General features: G+C 70.1%; 15 protein-coding genes. 6 read left to right on the top strand and 9 right to left on the bottom strand.

The features are described 5' to 3' along the window. Positions 1-139: 139 nt before the first annotated feature. Genes R2707_08040 through R2707_08020 form a run of 5 tightly spaced genes read left to right on the top strand, consistent with a single transcriptional unit; the run spans position 140 to position 4,993 of the window. A complete protein-coding gene (locus R2707_08040; protein MEZ5245029.1) occupies positions 140-1,054 on the top strand; it encodes an alpha/beta hydrolase in 915 nt (304 codons plus the stop codon). A 9-nt stretch (positions 1,055-1,063) separates the two neighbouring features. Next, complete coding sequence (locus tag R2707_08035) at positions 1,064-2,101, top strand: acyl-CoA dehydrogenase family protein (protein MEZ5245028.1); 1,038 nt, start codon at positions 1,064-1,066, stop codon at positions 2,099-2,101. Between the two features lies 1 nt (position 2,102). Then, the gene (locus R2707_08030; protein MEZ5245027.1) at positions 2,103-3,245 is read left to right on the top strand and encodes an acyl-CoA dehydrogenase family protein; all 1,143 of its coding nucleotides are present in this window, start codon (positions 2,103-2,105) and stop codon (positions 3,243-3,245) included. A gap of 45 nt (positions 3,246-3,290) precedes the next feature. Continuing rightward, a complete protein-coding gene (locus R2707_08025) occupies positions 3,291-3,719 on the top strand; it encodes a cytidine deaminase (protein ID MEZ5245026.1) in 429 nt (142 codons plus the stop codon). Continuing rightward, a complete protein-coding gene (locus R2707_08020) occupies positions 3,716-4,993 on the top strand; it encodes a thymidine phosphorylase (GenBank protein MEZ5245025.1) in 1,278 nt (425 codons plus the stop codon). Before R2707_08025 ends, R2707_08020 begins: the two co-directional genes overlap by 4 nt. On the opposite strand, the gene deoC is transcribed toward R2707_08020, so the two are convergent. The 3 genes from deoC to R2707_08005 are packed head-to-tail and all read right to left on the bottom strand — an operon-like array spanning position 4,982 to position 9,647. Next, positions 4,982-7,522, bottom strand: a complete 2,541-nt coding sequence (gene deoC / locus R2707_08015) for a deoxyribose-phosphate aldolase (protein MEZ5245024.1) — start codon at positions 7,520-7,522, stop codon at positions 4,982-4,984. The two genes, R2707_08020 and deoC, sit on opposite strands and share 12 nt — an antisense overlap. Next, complete coding sequence (locus R2707_08010; protein MEZ5245023.1) at positions 7,519-8,352, bottom strand: purine-nucleoside phosphorylase; 834 nt, start codon at positions 8,350-8,352, stop codon at positions 7,519-7,521. Before R2707_08010 ends, deoC begins: the two co-directional genes overlap by 4 nt. Continuing rightward, positions 8,352-9,647, bottom strand: coding sequence for an acyl-CoA dehydrogenase family protein (locus R2707_08005; protein ID MEZ5245022.1), 1,296 nt, complete (start codon positions 9,645-9,647; stop codon positions 8,352-8,354). The genes R2707_08010 and R2707_08005 overlap by 1 nt, the downstream gene beginning before the upstream one ends. Before the next feature lie 48 nt (positions 9,648-9,695). Between R2707_08005 and R2707_08000 the strand changes: the two genes are divergently transcribed. Next, complete coding sequence (locus R2707_08000) at positions 9,696-10,376, top strand: cysteine hydrolase (protein ID MEZ5245021.1); 681 nt, start codon at positions 9,696-9,698, stop codon at positions 10,374-10,376. On the opposite strand, the gene R2707_07995 is transcribed toward R2707_08000, so the two are convergent. The 6 genes from R2707_07995 to R2707_07970 all read right to left on the bottom strand — a co-directional run bounded on the left by R2707_07995 (position 10,373) and on the right by R2707_07970 (position 17,504). Then, positions 10,373-11,632 (bottom strand): cytochrome P450, encoded by a 1,260-nt coding sequence (locus R2707_07995; protein MEZ5245020.1) that lies wholly within the window; start codon positions 11,630-11,632, stop codon positions 10,373-10,375. The two genes, R2707_08000 and R2707_07995, sit on opposite strands and share 4 nt — an antisense overlap. A 35-nt stretch (positions 11,633-11,667) precedes the next feature. Then, a complete protein-coding gene (gene trxA / locus R2707_07990) occupies positions 11,668-12,090 on the bottom strand; it encodes a thioredoxin (GenBank protein ID MEZ5245019.1) in 423 nt (140 codons plus the stop codon). Further along, on the bottom strand, positions 12,087-12,665 hold the full coding sequence (locus R2707_07985; protein ID MEZ5245018.1) for a bifunctional nuclease family protein: 579 nt from the start codon (positions 12,663-12,665) through the stop codon (positions 12,087-12,089). The genes trxA and R2707_07985 overlap by 4 nt, the downstream gene beginning before the upstream one ends. A 104-nt stretch (positions 12,666-12,769) precedes the next feature. Further along, positions 12,770-13,609, bottom strand: coding sequence for a thioesterase family protein (locus R2707_07980; GenBank protein ID MEZ5245017.1), 840 nt, complete (start codon positions 13,607-13,609; stop codon positions 12,770-12,772). A 20-nt stretch (positions 13,610-13,629) separates the two neighbouring features. Next, entirely contained in the window at positions 13,630-15,120 is a 1,491-nt protein-coding gene (locus R2707_07975) for a sulfatase (GenBank protein MEZ5245016.1), read from the bottom strand. A gap of 2 nt (positions 15,121-15,122) precedes the next feature. Further along, positions 15,123-17,504 (bottom strand): glycoside hydrolase family 3 N-terminal domain-containing protein, encoded by a 2,382-nt coding sequence (locus tag R2707_07970; GenBank protein ID MEZ5245015.1) that lies wholly within the window; start codon positions 17,502-17,504, stop codon positions 15,123-15,125. Positions 17,505-17,550 lie beyond the last annotated feature (46 nt).

Genomic DNA, 17,550 nt, shown 5'->3' with positions numbered 1-17,550 from the left:
CCGGCCATTCTCGGCGCGAACGGGCTCGTCGGCGAACCCGCCACCCCGGACTCGATCTCCGTTGTCGGCGATCCGATCATCGTGGATCGCTGAGGGTCTCGGTGTGAGACGGGTCGGGCCCGATGGCTAGGGTCTCGTGATGGCAGTCGAGATGGTCGAGTACGACGAGTTCGGGTTGTTCCACGAGAACGCCGCCGAGTACGGCATCCCCTACGACGGGCCGCCCACGGTGCGCCGGGAGAACATCGACTTCGGTGACGGCCGCCACCTGAGCGCTCTCGTTTGGGGCGATACCGAACCCGAGCTGGTGTTCCTCCACGGAGGCGCACAGAACGCCCACACGTGGGACACCGTTGCGCTGGCGCTCGACCGCCCGCTCGTCTGCATCGACCTTCCCGGTCACGGCCACAGCGGCCCGCCCGCCGATGCCACCCACGACACGAACCGCAACGCCGAGGACCTCGCCGAGGTCGTGCGGACCCTCGCACCGAACGCCGCGGCGGTCGTCGGCATGTCGCTCGGCGGTCTCACCGGGCTGGCGCTGGCCGACCACGCGCCGGAACTCGTGCGCAAGCTCGTGCTGGTCGACGTGACCCCCGGTGTCGACGAGAAGAAGGCGGAGCAGATCACCGCGTTCGTCAACGGGCCCGAGTCGTTCCCGAGCTTCGAGGAGTTGCTGAAGCGCACCATCGAGTTCAACCCGACCCGCACGGTCGAGTCGCTGCGGCGGGGGATCCTCCACAACGCCGAGCAGCGCCCCGACGGCGGATGGGTCTGGCGCTACGCCCGGTTCCGGGGCACCGAGGCCAACGGCTTCCCCCAGTTCGCCCGGCTGTGGGACATCATCTCCGAGCTCACCGCGCCGCTCATGCTGGTGCGAGGGATGCGCGAGCAGTCGGTGGTCGACGACGCGGACGAGGCGGAACTCCTCCGGCGTTGTCCTTCGGCTCGGATCGAACGGGTGGCCGACGCCGGTCACAGCGTGCAGGGCGATACGCCGATCGAGCTGGCCGGGCTGATCGAGGACTTCGTCTTCGGCGCCGACGCGGGGTAGCGGCACGCCATGGCGCTCGACTTCGCCCTCTCGCCCGACCAGGACGCCATCGCCGACGCGTTCGGTGGCTTCTTCGCCAACGAGTCTCCCGTCGAGGTCGTGCGGGCGGCCGAGCCCCTCGGGTTCGACCCGCAACTCTGGTCGAAGCTCCGCGACATGGAGGCGCCGTCCATGGCGGCCCCGGAATCGGCCGGCGGTGGCGGGGCCGACCTCGGTGCGCTCGCGGTGGTCGCCGAGACCATGGGTGCCGCCCTCGCCCCGGTGCCGCTCATCGAGCACTGGGTCGCGTCGATCGCCCATCCCGTCGCCGAAGTCGTCGACGGTTCGCACCTCGCCGGGCTCGCGGTGCGTCCCGCCGTCGACGGTGTGTGGCGGCTCGTACCCGGGGGAGCGGTGGCCGACTGGGTCGTGGGCGTCGACGGCGACGAGCTGGTGGCCGTGGCGTCACCGCCGCCGATGGACGCACCGGCCAACCACGCATCGGCGCCGATCGCCGATCGTTCCGCCCGCGACGGCGAACGGGTCGTGCTCGGTCCGGCATCGGATCACGACATGCTGCTCGACCGCTGGCGGGTCCTCACCGCGTCGGCCCTCATCGGCGTGGCGGACCGGGCGATGGCGATCGGGGTCGACTACGTCATGGAACGCGAGCAGTTCGGCCGCCTGGTCGGCTCGTTCCAGTCGGTCCAACACGGGCTCGCCGACCTCCCACCCCTCATCGACGGTGCCCGGTTCCTCGTCCACAAGGCGGCGTGGGCCCACGACGAGGGGCTGACGGGTGGCCGTGGCCTGATCGACATGGACGAAGGCAACGTCACCGAGTTCGCCCCGCTCGCAGCGATGGCGTTGGTCCAGGCCGGTGAGGCAGCTGCGGTCAGCTCCGATCGGTCCCTGCACTATCACGGGGGCTACGGCTTCTCCCTCGAGTACGACATCCAGCTCTACTTCCGTCGGGCGCGGGGCTGGGCCAACATCCTCGGCGACCCCGCCCGCGAACGATTGCGGATCGCCGACCTGCTGTGGGGCACCACCGGGGGAGAAGGCTGACATGGACTTCCGGCTGCCGGACGAACACGAGGTGCTGCGAACCGAGATCCGGGCGTTGATCGACGAATACGTCGACGACGACGCCATCGAGGAGAGCCATCGCACCGGCACGAACCATTGCGCGCCCCTCGCCGTCGCACTCGGCCGAGCCGGGATCCTGGCGCGGGCCATGCCCGGAGCCGGCAAGGACCCGCTCGCGATGTGGCTCCTGTCCAGCGAGGCCGAGACTGCGGGAGCACCCTTCGATTCGGTCGGCATGTCGCTCGTGATCGCCGGCGTGCTCGACGCCGTCGGAACCGAGACCCAGAAGCAGACGGCCCTGGCGGGCCTGCTCTCGGGTGAGGAACTCGTGTGCTTCGGTCTCACCGAACCGCAGGGGGGCAGTGACCTGCCGGCGATCACCACGAAGGCCGTGCACGACGACGACACCGGTGAGTGGGTGATCACCGGCGCCAAGATGTGGACGACGATGGCCCACATCGCCGACTGGGTGTTCCTCCTGGCTCGCACCGACGGCGAGGGCAGCCGGCACGGCGGCTTCACGGTGTTCATCATCCCGATGGACCGGCCCGGCATCACGATCGATCCGATCTGGACGGTCAGCACCGAGCGATCGAACGCCACGTTCTACGACGAGGTGAGAGTCGGCGCCGAGGCCGTGGTCGGCGAGGTGAACCAGGGCTGGACCGTGATGTCGTTGATGCTCGGTTTCGAACGGGGCATGGCGAGCACCGGCTACCTCACCCCGCTCCTGCGGCGGTTCCATCGCTGGGCGCTCGACAACGGCCGGATCGATGATCCGCTGCACCGCGAGCGCATGGCGCAGATCGCGATCGACGCGCAGGTCGCCGAGCTCCTCACCCAGCGCACCGTGTGGACGGCGGCCACCGGACGTCCGCCCGGCACCGAGGGATCGATGGCCAAGATCTTCGCCACCGAGGCCTACCAGCGCCACGCCCGCTGGGCGCAGGCCGCCGCCGGGCCCGAAGGGCTCCTCGGCCTGGGGGCCGAGGGCGCGGCGGCCGACGGATGGATCGACTACGACGTCCGCCACTCGATCCCGATGACGCTGCAGGGCGGCACCAGCGAGATCAATCGCAACAACATCGCCGAGCGTCACCTCGGCCTGCCACGGTCGCGCTGACACCGGTTCCCGGCGATGAGTTGACCACCGACGATCGGAGCTCCGATGACAGACACGGCGAATCCCCCGAACCCTGACTGGCCCACGCTCCGGGCGGCCGCCCGCGCCGCCGCCGAGACGGCCTACGCCCCGTACAGCGGCCTCCACGTCGGTGCGGCCGGGTTGACGCCCGACGGCGACGTCGTCAGCGGCTGCAATGTGGAGAACGCCTCCTACGGGCTCACGCTCTGCGCGGAATGCGGACTGGTGTCGGCCCTGCGGCGCTCGGGTGCGAGTGCGCTCGTCGCCGTCGCGGTGGTGGGCGGCGACGGCGAACCGCTGGCCCCGTGCGGGCGCTGCCGTCAGCTGCTGCTCGACCACGGCGGCCCGTCGATGCTCATCGACGCGGCGCCCCAGCCGGTCTCGCTGGGCGACCTGCTGCCGGGCGCCTTCGATGCGGCGGAGCTCGCCTCCCGCCGGGACGAGGGCCCATGAGGGCCCAGGATGTGATCGTCACGAAGCGTGACGGCGGACGGCTGACCGACGAGCAGATCGACTGGTTCATCGACACCTACGCATCGAGCGACGAGATCGCCGACGAGCAGGCGGCGGCGCTGGTGATGGCCGTCTTCCTCAACGGCATGGAGCCCGACGAACTCGCCCATTGGACGGGCGCGATGATCGATTCCGGCGACCGACTCGACCTGTCGGCGCTCGATCGACCGACCGTCGACAAGCACTCGACCGGCGGCGTCGGCGACAAGATCTCGCTCATCGTCGTTCCGCTGCTCGCCGCGTGCGGCGCGGCGGTGCCCCAGCTCTCCGGGCGCGGCCTCGGCCACACGGGCGGCACGCTCGACAAGATGGAGGCGATTCCCGGCTGGCGCGCCCAGATGACGCTCGAGCAGATGCGTGAGCAACTCGACACGATCGGAGGGGTGATCGCCGGAGCCTCCGAGCGGCTCGCCCCCGCCGACCGGAAGCTCTATGCGCTGCGAGACGTCACCGGGACGGTCGAGTCGATCCCGCTGATCGCCAGCTCGATCATGTCGAAGAAGATCGCCGAGGGGACGAAGGGCCTGACCCTCGACGTGAAGGTCGGGAGCGGCGCCTTCATGCGCGACCTGGCATCGGCCGACGCACTGGCGCGGGCCATGGTCGGCATCGGCGGAGCCCACGGCGTCGCCACGTCGGCGCTCGTGACCCGCATGGACGACGTCCTCGGTCGGGCGGCGGGCAACGCCCTCGAGGTCGTCGAGGCGATGGATGTGTTGGCCGGCGGCGGGCCGCCCGATGTCGTCGAGCTGTCGTTGGCCCTGGCCGGCGACATGGCGAGACTCGCCGGCCTCGACGTCGACCCGGCGGCGGTGCTCGCATCCGGTGCCGCGATGTCATCGTTCGTCGCGATGGTCGAGGCCCAGGGCGGCGACCTGTCCGCCGGTCTTCCGGTCGCCGCGCATCGCCAGGTCGTCGTGGCCGATCGGACCGGTGTCGTCGAGGCGGTCGACGCCCGCCACGTCGGTGTCGCGGCATGGCACCTCGGTGCCGGTCGCGCCCGCAAGGAAGACCGGGTCAGCGCGACCGCCGGCGTCATCTGCCTGGTGAAACGGGGCGACGAGGTGGAAGCGGGGCAACCGGTGTTCGAGCTCCACACCGACGATCCGGCCCGTCTCGATCGAGCCGTGCTCGAGCTTGCCGGGGCGGTGCCCCTCGGTCCCGGGCCGGTGGAGCTTCCGCCGATCGTGATCGAAGCGGTGTCAGGGAGTTGAGGCCGAGCCCCGGGTCGCGTCCAGCTCGGCGACCACCGCGTCGAGCAGGCTGGAGGCACCGAAACGGAGGAGCTCGGGCGTGAGCCAGTCCTCGCCGAGTACCGATCGGGCGATGTTGACGTAGCCGAGCGCGTCGTCGGCCGTCCGAACGCCGCCGGCGATCTTCAGGCCGACGCGTCGCCCCGTCTCCTCGGCGTGGGATCTGATGGCCTCGGCCATGGTCCACACACTGCGCGGCGTCGCGTTCACGCCGGTCTTGCCGGTCGATGTCTTGATGAAGTCGGCGCCCGCGTTCATCGCGAGATGGGCGGCCGTCGTGATGCGGCGTTCGTCGAGCTCGCCGACCTCGAGAATCACCTTCAGGTGCGCCGTGCCCGCGGCCCCGCGTGAGGCCTCCAGCTCGGCGGCGACGACGTCGTTGCGGCCTTCGAGGAGCGCCGATCGGTTGATCACGATGTCGACTTCGTCGGCCCCGCGGCCGACGGCATCGGCGATGTCGGCGAGGCGGACCGCCAACGAGGACAGGCCGGCGGGAAACGCCCCGGCGACGCTGGCCACGCCGACGGGTGTGCCTCGCAGGAGTTCGGCGGCGAGCGGCACGAGTTCCGGATAGACGCACACGGCCGCGACCGGCCCGAGGGCGGGGTCGGCGGCATCGGGTCGGCGGGCCTGCGCGCACAGTGTCCGGACGCGAGCGGCGGTGTCGTCGCCCTCGAGCGTGGTGAGGTCGATACAGCGGACGACCAACGCCAGGTCGTCGCGGCGCGACCGCCCCGCGGACGCGGCCGAGAACACGCGGTCGATCTCCGGTCGGGGCTCGCTCGGCGCGGTCGCCGGGTCGGCGTCGAACGCGCAGACGAGTCGAACGGCGGCGTCGAGGACCCTCCGGAGCTGCGCTCGGGCCGACGCACGCGTCGTGGCGACGTCGGCGTCGTCGTCGGTTTCGGCCACCACCTCGCCGTAGACCTTCATCTTCGGTTCGGTGCCGCTCGGCCGGATGACGAGGCGGGTCGCTGCGAGCTCGATCACCAGACCGTTCGTCGGCGGGAGTCCGGTCGCCCCGTCGGCCAGGTCGTGGATGGCAGCCACGTCGAGACCGCCGATTCTGGTCGGTGGATCGCTACGGAGGTGCTGCATCGCCGCCTCCTGCGCGCTCGGTCCCGTCGGTCGGGTCTCGAAACGGATCGAGCGTTGGCCCGTCACGTGCACGCCATGGGCACGGTGCAGGTCGTCGAGGCGGTCGAGCAACGTCAGACCCCGGTCCTTGAGCTCGCCTGCGAGTTCGGTGATGGCCAGTGCCGCGCTCACCCCGTCCTTGTCGGGAACACCCTCGTTGACGGCATACCCCAGTGCTTCTTCGTAGCCGCAGACGAGGCGGTGACCGGGCCTGGCCTCCGCCGCGTTCATGATCCACTTGAAGCCCGTCAGCGTCTCGACGTGATCGGCGCCGTGCGCACGGGCGATCTGCTCCGAAAGGCGAGACGACGTCACCGTGGTCACGACCAGCGGTGTCCGCGCGTCATCGGATGGTCGTCGCAGGAGGTGGTCGGTGAGCAGGCAACCGACATCGTCGCCGCTCAACAGCTGCCAACCCGTCGCCGTCGGGACCGCCACCGCGAGACGGTCGGCGTCGGGGTCGTTGGCGAGGGCGAGATCCGCCCCGACCTCGTCGCCCAGTGCGAACACCAGGTCGAGCGTGCCGGGCTCCTCGGGATTGGGGAACGGTGTGGTCGGGAAGTCGGGATCGGGCTCGGCCTGCGACGGGACCGTCACGGGGGCCGGGAAGCCCGCCGCGGCGAACGCCCGGGTGAGCACCTCGGTGCCCACCCCGTGCAGCGCGGTGTGGACCGCACGGGCGTGACGGGACCCCGACGGGTCGAGCGTGGTCAGGATCGTGTCCACATAGCCGTCGACGAGCTGGTCGGATCCGGCGACGAGCCGAGAGTCGGCCTCGGAGACGAGGTCGAGATTGTCGAGCAGGGGAGTGGTGCGCATGCTCGCGGCGATCCGTGCCTCGGCCGGACCACTCAGCAGCGCGCCGCCCCGCCCGTAGACCTTGTAGCCGTTGTCGTCGCGTGGGTTGTGGCTCGCCGTCACCATGACACCGGCCGAGGCCGCCAGCTGCCGCACCGTGTGGGCGAGGACCGGCGTCGGCAGTGGACGGGGAAGGATCGTGCAGCGCACACCGCGCGCCAGGAGCACGCGGGCGGTGTCGGTCGCGAACACCGAGCTGCCGTGGCGGGCGTCGAACCCGATCACGACGTGGGGATCGGGTTCGGACGCGATCTCACGGGCGATCGCATCAGCGGCCAGCCGGACGATCACCCGATTCATGCGGTTGGGGCCCGCACCCAGGCGGGCGCGGAGACCGGCCGTGCCGAACTCGAGGTGACGGCCGAATCGCGCGGCGAGCTCGGGCCCGCCGGCGTCGATCAGTCGCTCGGTTTCGGTCCGTGTCGCCGCGTCGGGATCGACCTCGAGCCAACGGTGGGCCAGCTGCGCGGGATCGGCAGTCTCGAGCGTCGTCACGTCGGGGACGCCTCGGCGAGCACGCCGCCGATGAGGTCGACCACCCTCGTCTCGGCTTCGCGTGCTGCCGCGAGGACGTCCTCGTGGGCCAGAGCGGCCGGTGAGAGGCCGGCGGCGAGGTTGGTGACCAGCGAGATCCCGAGGACCTCGAGGCCGAGATGGCGGGCGGCGATCGTCTCGAGCACGGTCGACATGCCGACGAGGTCGGCGCCCATGGTCGCGAGCATCCGGATCTCTGCCGGGGTCTCGTAGTTGCCTCCGATGAGACCTGCGTAGATGCCGTCGGCGAGCTGGTCGTCGAGGCCGTGGGCGACCGCTCGCAATCGCGGACTGTAGGCATCGGTCAGGTCACAGAAACGCCCCGGCTGCCCGTCGGGCGGCGGCGGTCCGACCATCGGCGAATGGCCGGTGAGGTTGATCTGGTCCTCGATGAGGACGAGCGTGCCGACCGGCCACGTGGGGTCGAGCCCGCCGGCCGCGTTGGTGATGATCACGGTCCGACAGCCGGCCGCCGCCGCGGTGCGGATGCCGTGCACCACCGTCGACGCGGGGTGGCCTTCGTAGAGATGTGATCGACCCCCGAACACGAGGACGTCACGTCCGTGTGCGCTGATCGAGCGAAGCAGGTTGCGATGACCGGCGACCGCGGGCGGCGGAAAGCCCGGAAGCGCCGACAGCTCCAGGTCGGTGCGTACGGTGCCGATCCGGTCGGCCGCTCCGGCCCAGCCGGAGCCGAGCACGATCGCGACGTCGTGGTTGTCGACCTGTGTGGCCGAGCGGACCGCGTCGGCCGCCTGCCTCGCGGCGTCGTAGGGATCAGCGCTCGTCATCAGAGGTTGCCGGCTTCGTGCTCGATGAAGTCGGCGAGCTTCTCGCGCGCGGCCGCCCGCACCGCCGGCAGGTGGCCACGGGGGAACAGTCCCTCGTGTGGTTCGTAGCCCTTGAGCAGCTGCCGGGCCAAGACGACCTTGTGGTTCTCGGTCGGCCCGTCCGCCAGGCCCATCACCTCGGCGGTGAGCATCCAGCTGCTGAATGGCATCTCGTTCGAGACGCCGAGAGAGCCGTGAAGGTGCATGGAGCGCTGCACGACGTCGTGGAGGACCTTCGGCATCGCCGCCTTGATCGCCGAGATGTCCTTGCGGACTCGCCGGTAGTCGTTGTGCTTGTCGATCAGCCAGGCCGTGCGCAGGACGAGCAGGCGGAACTGTTCGATCTCGATCCAGCTGTCGGCGATCTTCTCCTGGGTGATCCCGAGCGAGGCGAGGTTGCCGCCCCTGACATCACGCGACAGCGCCCGCTCGCACATCAGGTCGAACGCCTGACGGAGCGTGGCGATCGTCCGCATCGCGTGGTGGATGCGTCCGCCACCGAGGCGGGTCTGGGCGATCGCGAAGGCCTGACCCTCTCCGCCGAGCACGTGGTCGGCCGGCACGCGGACGTCGTTGTAGCGCAGATAGGCGTGGGAGGCGTGCTCCTCGGACTCGGTGCCCAGCCCGACGTTGCGGACGAACTCGATCCCCGGGGTGTCGGTCGGGACGATGAACATCGACATGCCCTGGTAGGCGCTGATGTCGGGATTGGTGACCGCCATGACGATCAGGAACGTCGAGTACTTGGCGTTCGACGAGAACCACTTCTCGCCGTTGATCACCCATTCGTCACCGTCGAGCTCGGCGCGGGTGGTGAACAGGGTCGGGTCGGCGCCGGCGTGGGGTTCGGTCATCGAGTAGCACGACGAGATGTGGTTCTCGAGCAGTGGTGCGAGATAGCGGGCCTTCTGTTCCTCGGTGCCGTAGTGGGCGAGGATCTCGGCGTTGCCCGAATCGGGGGCCTGGCAGCCGAAGATCGTCGGCGCCCACGAGGAGCGTCCCAGGATCTCGTTGAGCAGGGCCAGCTTCACCTGGCCGTAGCCCGGTCCGCCGAGTTCGGGGCCGAGATGACACGCCCACAGCTCCTGGTCCTTCACCTGTTGCTGGAGCGGCCGGATCAGTTCGATGACCCGCGGGTTGCTCTTGTCGAACGGGCTGCCGAGCACATGGTCGAGTGGTTCGACCTCCTCGCGGACGAAGGCGTCGGCCCAGTCCAGTTTCGCCTGATAGTCGGGCTCGGTCTCGAAATCCCACATGTGTCGGTCGCTCCCTTGGTGGCCGGCTTGGGCCATCATGTTCCCACCGTGGACGCAGATGACAAAGCTCGCAAGAATCGTGACCGGCTCCGGGCCCTGGTCGACCCGGCATCGACGGCCGTGTTGACCATGGAACTCCAGCAGGGTGTGGTGGGCGACGGCGCCCTCCTTCCCGCCCTGGTCGAGCGCGTGGCCGAGACCGGCACCATCGCCCACGCGGCGCAGGTGTGTCGGGCGGCGCGGGCCGTCGGCGCACGGGTGGTGCACTGCACGGCCGAGTACCGGGCCGACGGCGCCGGAGCCACCGAGAACTGCAGGATCTTCGCCCTCGGTGAGAGGCTGCGCCGAGAACAGGGCGTGGTCCCGACCGAGATCGGCACCCCCGGGGCGGCCCTCGTGCCCGAGCTCGGACCCGAGCCGGCCGATGTCGTGGTTGCCCGGATGCACGGCATGACCCCGTTCATGTCGACCTCGCTCGACCAGATGCTGCGCAACATGGGCATCACCACCGTCGTGGCCACCGGCGTCTCGGTGAACCTCGGCATCCTCGGTCTCTGCATCAACGCGATCGACCTCGGCTATCAGGTCGTGTTGGTACGCGACGCAGTCGCCGGCATCCCGGCCGCCTATGCCGACTCGGTGATCGAGCACACGCTCTCGATGATCGCGACGGTCACCACCGCCGACGAGCTCTGCACGCTCTGGGCGTCGCCCGGCGAGGCGCCCTAGCTCATCCGGGCCGAGGGCGTGAATCGCACCGGCAGGTGCTTGATCCCGCCGACCAGGGGAATGCCGGCCGCCTCGAGGGGAACGGGATCGCCGCAGACCTCGATGTCGGGGAGCCGGGCGAAGAGTTGGCGGAACGCCACCGAGAGCTCGCGGCGGGCGAGATGCGCGCCGAGGCAGAAGTGCGGGCCCGGACCGCCGAAGCCGAGCTGCGGGTTCGGGTCGCGTCGCACGTCGAACCGCTCGGGGTCGGTGAACTGTCGCGGGTCGCGGTTGGCCGCCCCGTAGAAGAGGACGAGGCGGTCGCCCTCGGAGAAGCGATGACCCGACACCTCGTGGTCGCCGGTCGCGGTGCGGCGCATGAAGGTGACCGGGGAGGCGACCCTCACGATCTCCTCGACCGCGGTGTCGGTCACCCCGTCGACGTCGTTCTGCCAGATCTCGCGCTGGTCCGGATTCAGTCCCAGCAGGTTCATGCCGTGGCTGATCGCCGTGCGGGTCGTGTCGTTGCCGGCGACGGCAAGGAGGATGAAGAACGATCCGATCTCGGCCGGGGTCATCATGTCTTCGCCGAGATCATTGTGGACGAGGCTCGAGATGAGGTCGTCGGTCGGGTTGGCCTGTCGCGCCGCGGTGAGCTCGCCCATGATGCCGAGGAGTTGCATCGCCGCGCCGATCAGCTGCTCCATGGGGTCGCCGTCGCCCATGTATTCGGGGTCGCCGCCGCCGAGGATCACGTTGGTGGCGTCGAGCACCGTCTGGAACTCGCTGCGGGGGATGCCGACCATGTCGCAGATGATGAGCAGCGGGTAGGGCTCCGAGAGCGCCTTGACGAGGTCGACCTCGCCCTCCTCGCAGAACCCGTCGATGACCTCGCTGCAGATGGTCTCGACCGAATCGAGGACACCCTGGAGCTGTCGGGGGGTGAAGGAGCGGGCGACGATGCCGCGCTGGCGGGCGTGACGGGGGTCGTCCATGTTGATGAACGAGCCGAAGAACTCGAGCATCTGCTCGGGCATGTCGATGATCGAGACCGCGCCCTTGCCGGAACAGAAGTCGAGGGGTCGGCGGCTGATCTGGACCACGTCGTCGTAGCGGGTCACGGCGTGGAACCGCTCGTCGGCACCGATGAGTTCGTTGTGGAAGTCGACCGGTACGAACGGGCCGATCTCGCGGATCTCGGCGAACTCGAGCATCCTCGCGGCCAGCGGCTGGCGCCAGAATGCCGGGTCGATCAATCGCTTCTCGATGCCGCTCATGGCCCCTCCGGTGTCGTCTCCGGAGCGAATCGTAGTCAGGCGAGGGCCTGATCGACCCACTGACGGATCGCGTGGCCGGGAAGTGCGCCGACCTGGCGGGCGATCTCGACGCCGCCGCGGTAGAGCACCATCGTGGGGATGCCCTGTACCCCCAGCCGGGCCGAGACCTCGGGGGCGTTGTCGACATTGACCTTCACGACCCGCAGGCTGCCGGCGAGATCGGCGGCCAGCTGTTCGAGCGCAGGAGCGACCGCCTTGCAGGGGCCGCACCAGGGTGCCCAGAGGTCGACGAGCACCGGAAGGGCGGACTGATCGAGGGCCGGGGTGAGCTCGTCGCCGGTCGCGTCGACCAGCCAGGGAAGGTCGGCCTTGCAGCTCGCACACCGCGGGCGGCCGCCGGTCACGACCGGGGTGCGGTTGCGGGTGCCGCACGTGGTGCAGGCCACGGTGTTGCTCATGACGGTTCCTCGTCGCTGGGGGAGTCGGGGTCGGGGGAGTCGGGGTCGGGGGAGGCGAAGTCGGCGGGGTCGATCGCGTCGAGGAACGACGTGAACTCCTCGACCGTCGTGTCGATCTCGTCGGCGGTCATCGGAGTGCCGCCGACCTCCTGGATCTCCACCTCCTGGATCTCCACCACCTCGAGGCCGGCCTCGTCGAGCACCGCCTCGTCGGCGAAGATCGGCGCGCCGATCCGCACCGCCAGGGCGATCGCATCGGAGGGGCGGCTCGACACCCGCTGCACGCCTGACGGTCCGTGCAGCTCGAGTTCGGCGTGGTAGGTGCCGTCGACGAGCTCGGTGACGTCGACTCGTTGCAGGCGGGTGGCGGCGCTCTCGAGCACGTCGATGAGGAGGTCGTGGGTGAGGGGCCGTGAGGTCATCGCGCCCTCCATCCCGACGGCGATGGCGATGGCCTCGGGGGTGCCGATGTGCACCGGCAGGATGCGGTGGAGGCCGGTGGCTTCACGCAGCAGCACGATGGGGGCGCCGGTGTCGGGCTCGACCTGGAGTCCCATGAGTTCCATCGCGATCATTCGGCGCCTCCCTTCGGACGTGATCATCGGAGGCGATATCGCAGGGTGCGGTCATCGCCTCTGTCGATGATCAACGTGGTGGGGTCGACGGTATTCCCGCGTGGCTACATGCCCCTGCCGGCCTGGCCCTCCGGCATCGCCCGGATCATGTTGTCCTGGACGTAGCTGGCGACGAGGGCGCCGGACGAGTCGAAGATGTGGCAGCGGCCGTAGCTGCGGCCGCCTCCCGCGAAGGGTGCCTCGTGTTGCATGAGCAGCCAGTCGGTCATCGAGAACGGCCGATGGAACGTGAGGGTGTGGCCGATGACGCCGGTCGACACGTCGACATGGGCACGGTCGTAGCCGAGGCCGGCGTGGGGCCGCATGGCCGTGCCGATCAGGAACCCGTCGGTGCCCCAGGAGAGGACCGCCTGGTTGATCGCCGGATCGTCGGGAGTGTTCCGGCTGCGGTACCAGACCGTCAGCTCGGCCGGCCCGACCGGCGCTGCGCTGTCGACGAGGTCGACGCCGTCGGCGATCACGAACTCGGCGCCGGGGAACACCGAGTGACCGGTGTCGCCCTCGCCGCTCGGTTGCGTGAGGTCCGGGGCCGGCGCGTGGTGCTCGATCAGGTCGGGTTCGTCGGCATCGGTGAGCACCTGGGCCCGGGCGCAGATCCGGTCGCCCTGCACCGCGGTGATGGTGTGGCTCGCGAACGCGCGGCCGGAATGGAACGTGTCGACGATCAGCTCGGTGTCGGCATCGACGCGGGCGGCGCGGGCGAAGGTCGTGTGGATCGTCTTCACGGTCTTGCCCGGGCTGTGGGCCACCGCCGCGGTGATCATCTGGGCGAGCAACTGTCCGCCGAAGACGACGGGATTGGCGGCGGCATCGCCGGCGTTGGCCACGGCGTAGCGGTTCTCGCCGCTCGGCTCGAGATGAAGGATCGATGGCGTCTCGGTCATGGGCTACTCCTAGCGCACGGTCAGCGTGACGGCGAACCGCCCGCCGCATCCTCGGCAAAGCGCTCCACCAGCACGTCGGCCCAGTGCGATCGCCCCGTCTCGCGCAGACGTTCGAGGTAAGCGGGGAGGTGCCCTCGCACGTGCAGCGGACCGCCCTCCTCGAGCACGATCGCCATCGGATCGCCCAGGTCGCCGAGCGACTGCTCGATCTGTGCGGCGGTCCACGCGTCGAGCAGCGCCGCCGCCTCGGCGACCGTCGCCGGCTGGGTCGCCGCGAGGTCGTCGACCTCGTGGGGGTCCCGGGCGATGTCGAAGAGCATCTCGTCGTTCCAGTGCGGGTGATAGCCGTCGTGCCAGGTGCGCAGGTAGAGGTGGTCGCCCCACCGCACACCTCGTTGGCAGGACCAGGCGCCCTGCGACAAGAAGAGGGCGTCGCGTCCCTCGTCGGTGCCCGCGTCGAGGTCGGCCTTCGTGCTCTCGCCGCTCCACCATCCGGTGGGCAGCGGGATTCCGGCCAGGTCGACGACGGTCGCCGCGATGTCGAGGTGGTACTGCAGGCCGGAGAAGACCCGAGGCTCCAGGCCGGGCCAGCGCAGGACCGACGGGATGTGACACGTCGCCTCGTCGGACGCCTGGTGGTCGGCGTAGACGCCGAGTTCGCCGAACGCCTCGCCGTGATCGGAGGAGACGAGCACCGCGGTGTCGTCGAGCACGCCGAGGTCGGCCAGCTTGTTCATGACCGTCCCGACGGCATCGTCGGCGTAGCGGATGCCGACGTCGTAGCCGTCGAAGATGCCCTTCACGTCGGCCATCGTCGCGGCGTTCCACGGCTGGCGAGGGGGCGGCGAGCCCCACTCGTCGGGTGAGAATCCCCAGGGCTCCTGGGCCGAGTGCGGGCCGGCGAGATCCCAGTTCCGTTCCCGGATCGCCTCCGTGTGCCAGGCCGGCGCCGCGTCGCCGGCGAACGGGTTCCCGTAGTCGTCGGGCGTGTTGTAGGGGGTGTGGGGGTCCCAGAGATGCAGATGGAGGAACCAGTTGTCGGCCGCGCCGCGGCGATCCAGCCAGTCGAGCGCGCCGGGCAGCACCTCGTCGGCCCGCTCGCCACCGAAGCCCCGCATGAGGTTCATCGCCTCCATCACCCCGTGGTTCCACCACGAGGCGGAGTGGCGGAACGGGAAGCTCGAGATCGACGCCGTGTGCCACCCCGCCCAGTAGAACTTCGACGCCCACGACTGGTTCGCCACCTTGCCGAAGAAGTTCCGGGTCGCCCCCTCGGGGCGCAGGTCGGCGGCGAGGCCGCCGTGGTTCACGACGCCGTTGCGGATCCCGAACAGGCCGGTGGCCAGCGCGGTGCGCGACGGCAGGCACGGCACGTCGGACGCATAGACGTTGTCGTAGCGGACGCCTTCCGCAGCTAGCGCGTCGATGTTGGGTGTGGTGTCGCGGTGGTAGCCGTAGCAGCCGAGGTGATCGGCCCGGAGCGTGTCGATGTCGATGTAGAGAAATCGCATGGTCAGCCCACCTCGGCGGTCGTCGCCACGATATCGGCCCGTCGGTACTCGGTTCGCTCGCCGTCGAGCGTCACCTGCTGCTCGAGCATCGCGGGGTCGTCCGATGAGCCGCCGATACGGAACGTGAACGTGCCCGGCTCGGTGGTGTGGCGCATGTCGAGGCCGTGGAAGGCCAGCCGGCTGGGGTCGACGGTGAACGCGACCCGGCGCGTGCCGCCGGCGGGAATCGCGACCCGGCAGAAGCCGACCAGTTCGCGGATCGGTCGGGCGACCGACGCGACGTCGTCGGTCGCATAGAGCTGGACCACCTCGTCACCGTCACGCTCGCCGGTGTTGGTCACCTCGACCGAGATCGTCGTCGGTGTCGTCGTCGAGCCCGCGACGACCGTCATCTCGCCGTAGGCGAACGAGGTGTACGAGAGCCCGTGGCCGAACGGATGGAGGGCAGTGACGTCGCAGTCGACATAGCCGCCGTAGAACTCGGCCTTGTCGCCCCGTTGTCGCATGTCGTGATGCAGCGGGATCTGGCCGACGTGCTCGGGCATGGTGACCGGGAGTCGTCCGGCCGGGTTGACGGCACCGGTGAGGACGTCGGCGATGGCGTTGCCGCCCTCCTCGCCGGGGAGAATCGACCACACGAGCGCATCGGCGGCGGCGTTCTCGTCGACGAGCGTGTGCACCCGGCCACTGATGATGACCACGACGGTCGGCGTGCCGGTCGCCGCGACCGCCGCGACCAGGTCGGACTGGACGCCGGGAAGACGGAGGTCGGTCGCATCGCGGGCCTCGCCAACCGTGGCCGAAGGCACCAGTCCGGAGCGGGCGCCGACGAAGACGACGGCCACGTCGGCCGCCGCGGCCGCGGCGACCGCGGCTGGGATGCCGGAGCGGTCGGTGCCGGTGTCGGTGCAGCCCGGTTCGTGGACGATGGTGGTGTCGCCCAACGCGGCGCGGAGCCCGGCGAGCGGAGTGACGTGGGGGGTGTAGTACGGGCCGGCCGCGAAGGCGCCGCCCGACTCGGGGAGCTGCTCGGCGCCGGTCCCGGGATCCCCGTCGGACTCGAGCCCGGCTCGCTGGTAGATGATCTCCAGATGGGTCGGATAGTGGTAGTCGCCCTGGAGCAGGCGCGGGTCGTCGGCGTGGGGTCCGATGACGGCGATCGAACCGGTCGACGGGTCGAGGGGCAGCACACCGTCGTTCTTCAGCACGATCGTTCCCTCGGCGCCGGCTCGGCGGGCGAGGGCGCGTTGGTCCGGCGTGTCGAACACCGCCAGCGCGGCCCGGTCGTCGACATAGGGGCGCTCGAAGAGGCCGAGGCGGATCTTCTGCTCCAGCACACGGGCGCACGACTCGTCGACGAGGGCCTCGTCGATGCGGCCCTCGCGCACCGCTGCGGGAAGGTGCTGATAGCAGTCGAGCGAGGGCAGCTCGATGTCGAGACCGGCGGTGAGGGCCTGACGGGCGGACTCCTCCGGTCCCTCTGCGGTCCTGTGGTTCAGGTGCAGCTGCATGACGGCGAAGTAGTCGGCCACGACGGTGCCGGCGAAGCCGAGCTCGCCCCGCAGGAGATCGGTGAGCAGCGCCCGACTCGCCGCGACCGGTTCTCCGTCGATCGACGAATAGCTGTTCATGATCGACGCGAGGCCTGCGTCGCGGATCGCCGCCGCGAACGGTTCGGCGTAGACCTCGCGCAACTCGCGCGGGCCGAGCTGCACGGGCGCCTGATTGCGGCCGCCCTGCGAGAGGGCGTAACCGAGGAAGTGCTTGCCGGTACAGACGACCCCGTTGCGCAGATCGTCGGTCTGGAGCCCCCGTACGTAGGCGACCCCCATCCGTCCGCAGAGCTCGGGGGACTCGCCATAGGTCTCCTCCACACGACCCCAACGGGGGTCGCGGGCCACATCGAGCACGGGCGCGAGATTGTGCCGGGCTCCCACGGCGAGCATCTGGGTGCGGATCACATCGGCGACCTCGCCCATGAGGTCGGTGTTCCAGGTCGCCGCGAGCCCGAGTCCCTGCGGGAACGTGGTGGCGCCCCGGGAGAGGAAGCCACCCACCCCTTCCTCGTGGACGACCGTCGGGATGCCGAGCCGGGTCCGTTCGACGAGCACCCGCTGGATCTCGTTGCCGAGCCGGGCCGACTCGTCGGCCAGTAGACCCGTGCTCGCCCCGATCCTCGTCACCTGACCGATCCCGTCGGCCAGCTTCTCGGCGACTGCGTCGGCATCGAAGTGCTCGTCGCGCACCAGCGAGGTGAGCCAGATCGCCCCGAGCTGGGCGACCTTCTCCTCGAGCGTCATGCGTCCGAGCAGGTCGGCGACCCGTTCGCCGATGCCGGCGGCAGGGTCTCGGTAGAGAGTGGAGTCGGGGTGAGGATCGGTCATGTGAGACGACTCCAGGCATCGTGGGCTCGCAGGGGCGTCCGGATGG

Source organism: Acidimicrobiales bacterium, from assembly GCA_041394245.1.
Classification (GTDB): domain Bacteria; phylum Actinomycetota; class Acidimicrobiia; order Acidimicrobiales; family Aldehydirespiratoraceae; genus JAJRXC01.
The sequence above is the reverse complement of the archived record's forward strand: the minus strand, read 5'-3'. Positions and strand labels throughout refer to the sequence as shown.